The organism is Mesorhizobium sp. M7D.F.Ca.US.004.03.1.1 (assembly GCF_003998635.1).
Classification (GTDB): domain Bacteria; phylum Pseudomonadota; class Alphaproteobacteria; order Rhizobiales; family Rhizobiaceae; genus Mesorhizobium; species Mesorhizobium loti.
In genome coordinates, this window is sequence record NZ_RZQG01000512.1 from 1 (window position 1) to 4,355 (window position 4,355).

Sequence of the window (4,355 nt, forward strand, 5' to 3'; positions counted from 1 at the left end):
GATGTTCCGGGACCGGCAAGAGGCTGGAGAGAAGCTCGGCATGGAGTTGAGCAAGCTTCAACTGCACCGGCCTGTCGTGCTGGCATTGCCGCGAGGTGGGGTTCCTGTCGCTGCGGAAGTGGCCAAGGCTCTCAATGCTCCTCTCGATCTACTCATCGTCCGTAAGGTCGGCGCCCCAGGCAATTCCGAACTGGCTGTTGCCGCAATCGTCGATGGCGAGCCTGGGGACGTCGTGTTGAACCGTGAGATCGTCGAGGCTTACGCGCTCGACGACGACGAGCTTCGTGTCTTGATCGCCAAAGAACGCCCTGAACTTGAACACAGGTGCCTTGCCTATCGAGGCAACCGGCGGCCCCTGTCGATCACCGGCAAGACAGCGATCATAGTGGATGACGGTGCAGCGACCGGTACAACCATGAAGGTCGCGGTTCGCGCTCTCAAGCGCCGGTCACCGCGGGAAATCATCGTGGCTCTTCCTGTTTCACCGCAGGAGACAGTAGCTGACCTGGCACGGGAAGCGGATCGTGTGATTTGCCTCAGTCAGCCAGGACAGTTCCATGCCCTGAGTTACCATTACCTTCGGTTTCCTCAGCTCTCCGACAGCGATGTCGCCGCTGCGATGGACGAGGCTATTCGGTCGCAAAAAGCCGGGCAGCATCGAAGTACGCAACACGCCGCTGGCCATGGCTCAAAAGCCACCACAAAATCAAAGACACGGGACAACCGCGAGAAATAGGAGGTCACATCATGCTGATCCGCACGCTTTCTGCCTTGGAGTGCACCAAAATGCTGACAGCCAATCGTGTTGGCCGCCTGGCATGCGCGAAGGACGGGCAGCCCTACGTCGTGCCCTTCCACTACGCCCATGCGGATGCTCATCTTTACGCGTTTTCCATGCCGGGCAAGAAGATCGAATGGATGCGAGCCAATCCGCTGGTGTCCGTCCAAGTCGATGAACATAGCCAAGGGCGAGGATGGAGAAGCGTCGTCGTCGATGGCCGATACGAAGAGCTACCTGATCGTATCGGTCACAAGCTTGAGCGGGATCATGCTTGGTCGGTGTTGAGCAAACACGCGGACTGGTGGGAGCCGGGTGCACTCAAGCCGGTCGTTCCTCCCACGGCCGACAGTGCACCGCATGTTTTCTTCCGGATCCTCATCGAGCAGGTGTCCGGACGAGAAGCGACCGAGTAGGTCGCTCGACCAATTGGTTGCGGGAAATGGAATGGGCCGGCGCAATCAGCGCCGGCCATGACGTGGATTGCTAGCGTGCCATCAGGATCGGCAGCGAATGATCGTCAAGCATCGACTTCGTGATGCCTCCGAAAATGCGCTCGCGAAACCGGGAATGGCCATAGGCGCCCATGACCATCAGCTCGGCGGCAACGTCGTCGGCATGCTGGCGAAGCACGTCGGCGACCGAATGGTTCGAGCTCGGCAGCCGGTCGACCGTAACCTTCACACCATGCCGGGCAAGATAGGCCGCGGCATCTGCACCTGGCTCCTCGCCATGATGGAACTCATCTTCTATTGGATCGACGATGACAAGGCGCACATCGTCGGCGCCTTTCAGCATATGGAGCGACTCGCGGACGGCGCGCGATGACTCAAGGCGGGCGTCCCATGCAACGAGGATGCGTTTCGGCTTCAGCGTCGGGCGCGAGCCCTCGGGAACAAGCAGCATGGGCTTTCCTGACGAGAACAGCACGCCCTGGATGACCTTATCCTTCAGCGTATGGCTTGCCAGCAAATCCGGCCCCAGAATGGTCAGATCGGCGTAGCGGGCACGCCTTCCGATGACGTCGTCCGCCCATCCCGTGTCGGGATAGTCGTCGCTCAGATCAGCCGATACGGCGCTCTGGGAGAGAAAGCCGGCGACGTCCGAAATTCGTTTCTCAAGCCTTTTCAGTTCGGCCTGACGTTCCTCCAGCCAAGCTGGCGAGACGACAGCAGCATACTCGCCGCCTGAGGGCGGCGCGGCCAGTTCGAGAACGAGCACGGAGAGATGGGCACCGATCTGTTCGCACAGGTCAGCGGCGAGCTTCAGATCGCCTTCGCCCTGGTTCGGTCCGGTAACTGTAAGCAGTGTCCTGAAAGTCACGGCGGCAACTCCTCATTTCGAGTGAAGGCTCAGTCGTGATCTCGTCATTAGCGAGGGCGCCCGGTGCGTTCATTGCGCTGAATCAAACACCGTGACTGCGGCGGCATTTGATCCGCATCAACGTGTGCGCAAGCCAAGGCTGTAGGTTCAGTCGATCAATCGGGGAAACGCAGATGAAATTCCTGATCGCGGCGGCTCTGGCAGGATTGGCCTTCGACGCGGCCGGCGCCCAGGAACTCGGCAACGGCAAGGCCGAATACATGAACTCATGCGCCGTCTGCCATGGCCCTGAAGGCAAGGGCGATGGACCGTTGGGCGACGAGCTGTTGAAGCGGCCAAGCGACCTGACGCGCCTCTCCAGGCGCAATGGCGGCGAATTCCCTTATTGGCGCGTGTTTGCCGTGATCGACGGCCGCGCCATGGTGCCGGGGCATGGCGATCGCGACATGCCGGTCTGGGGCCAGCAATTCCTTCCCGGTGACGTGAAGAAGTATGGCCCGAACGCCGGGGAAATCGTCACCAGGGAACGGATCCATGATCTGGCCGGTTATGTCGAGACGTTGCAGCAATGAATGCAGATGGCGGAAACAGTCTCCGCATGACACAGGCATCGAGGAGGCCGGCCATGATTGTTGACGACCAGCAATCCGTTACCGCGTTCCTGCTTGATTCTGCCTCATATGGCGCGACCGGACCGGTCGAGGCGATCGATACCCATATCTCGCGCATTTTTCTGACTGGCGAACGCGCCTACAAGATGAAGCGGGCGGTCAAGCTACCCTATGTCGATTTCTCGACGCCGGCACTGAGGCTGGCCGCTTGCGAAAAAGAGGTGGAACTCAACTCGAAAACCGCACCCGGCCTCTATCTGGGAGTGCGGCGCGTCACGCGGGAAGCCGACGGCAAACTGGCTTTTGACGGCCCGGGGCAACTGGTCGACGCGGCGATCGAGATGGTCCGCTTCGCCCAGTCCAAGCTTCTCGATCGAATGGCGACCGCTGGAGAATTGACGCCTGTGCTGATGACCACGGTCGCGCGCATGATCGTGGGATACCACCGAGCGGCGCCGACGGTCCACAATGGCAGCGGGTCGTCCAACATGGCGGGCGTGCTCGACATCAACGAGGCCGGCTTTGCCACCAGCCACGTTTTCGCAAAAGCAGAGGTCACGAGCTTTGCCGAGGCCTTCCGCACCGCCCATGCCCGCCACGCCGGAGTGCTCGACCGTCGGGAGGCAGCGGGCAAGGTCCGCCGCTGCCATGGCGATCTGCACCTGCGCAACATCTGCCTCTTCGACGGCGAGCCCCGCCTTTTCGATTGCATCGAATTCAACGACCAGATCGCCAGCATCGACGTGCTCTACGACCTTGCCTTCCTGCTGATGGACCTTTGGCACCGTGGTTTTCCGGGGCTCGCCAATCTCGTGATGAACCGCTACCTCGACGAGGCCGATGACGAGGATGGCTTTGTCCTGCTGCCGTTTTTCATGGCGGTCCGAGCCGCAGTACGCGCGCACGTCACCGCAACGCAAGTCGAGGAAGGCAGTACCGATTCCGACAAGTTGATTGCCGAGGCCAGATCTTATTTCGAACTTGCCCGAACATTTCTCCAGCAAACGCCTCCGCGGCTCGTTGCCATCGGCGGCCTCAGTGGCTCCGGCAAGACGACCGTTGCAGAGGCGCTGGCCGCCCATGTTGGTGCGCCGCCCGGCGCCCGCATTGTCGAAAGCGACCGCATCCGCAAAGCCATGCATGGAGTGCCTGCAGAGACCAGGCTGCCAGACCGGGCCTACCGGCCGGAGGTCTCTGACCGGGTCTACCACGAAATGGCATGTCGCGCCGGCCTGATCCTTTCCGAGGGCGGCTCCGTCGTCGCCGATGCCGTTTTCGACAGACCGGCCGATCGTGAGCGGATCGAGAAAGCGGCGCGCAGCCGGGCTATCAGATTCTCCGGATTTTGGTTGGAGGCGGACCCGCTCGTCCTTTGGCAGCGAGTCAGTGACCGCAAGGGCGGTCCTTCAGACGCCACGATAGATATCCTCTCGCGGCAATTGCAGCGAAATGCCACCCAGTCTAGCTGGCAAAAGATCAACGCCGATCGAAAGCTCGCCGACACTGTCGCGGAATTGAGTGGGTTTTCCGAGGGCGATACTTCCAAGGCCCTGCGCACAGCCTCCTGACTGGTGCGGCAGGGCGATCGGCCTCAACTGAGTTCGAGAGTTGCCTCGACAAGGCCGGGTTCAATTGGATGACGC

The 4,355-nt window shown here is 61.1% G+C and carries 5 protein-coding genes; 4 read left to right on the plus strand and 1 reads right to left on the minus strand.

Annotation, left to right across the window (positions count from 1 at the left end; all coding sequences use genetic code 11):
• Positions 1-736 (plus strand): phosphoribosyltransferase (locus EN935_RS24165; protein ID WP_127264868.1); only part of this gene is annotated, 736 nt, incomplete at its 5' end.
• Positions 737-747: 11 nt separating this feature from the next.
• Positions 748-1,194, plus strand: a complete 447-nt coding sequence (locus tag EN935_RS24170) for a pyridoxamine 5'-phosphate oxidase family protein (RefSeq protein ID WP_127264867.1) — start codon at positions 748-750, stop codon at positions 1,192-1,194.
• A gap of 70 nt (positions 1,195-1,264) precedes the next feature.
• On the opposite strand, the gene EN935_RS24175 is transcribed toward EN935_RS24170, so the two are convergent.
• Positions 1,265-2,101 carry a universal stress protein gene (locus tag EN935_RS24175; RefSeq protein ID WP_126068013.1) on the minus strand — a complete coding sequence of 279 codons (837 nt, stop codon included), beginning with the start codon at positions 2,099-2,101 and terminating at the stop codon, positions 1,265-1,267.
• 173 nt (positions 2,102-2,274) lie between these two features.
• On the opposite strand from EN935_RS24175, the gene EN935_RS24180 reads away from it, so the two are divergent.
• On the plus strand, positions 2,275-2,673 hold the full coding sequence (locus EN935_RS24180; protein WP_127264866.1) for a cytochrome c: 399 nt from the start codon (positions 2,275-2,277) through the stop codon (positions 2,671-2,673).
• 53 nt (positions 2,674-2,726) lie between these two features.
• Positions 2,727-4,280 carry a bifunctional aminoglycoside phosphotransferase/ATP-binding protein gene (locus tag EN935_RS24185; protein ID WP_127264865.1) on the plus strand — a complete coding sequence of 518 codons (1,554 nt, stop codon included), beginning with the start codon at positions 2,727-2,729 and terminating at the stop codon, positions 4,278-4,280.
• Positions 4,281-4,355: the final 75 nt, after the last annotated feature.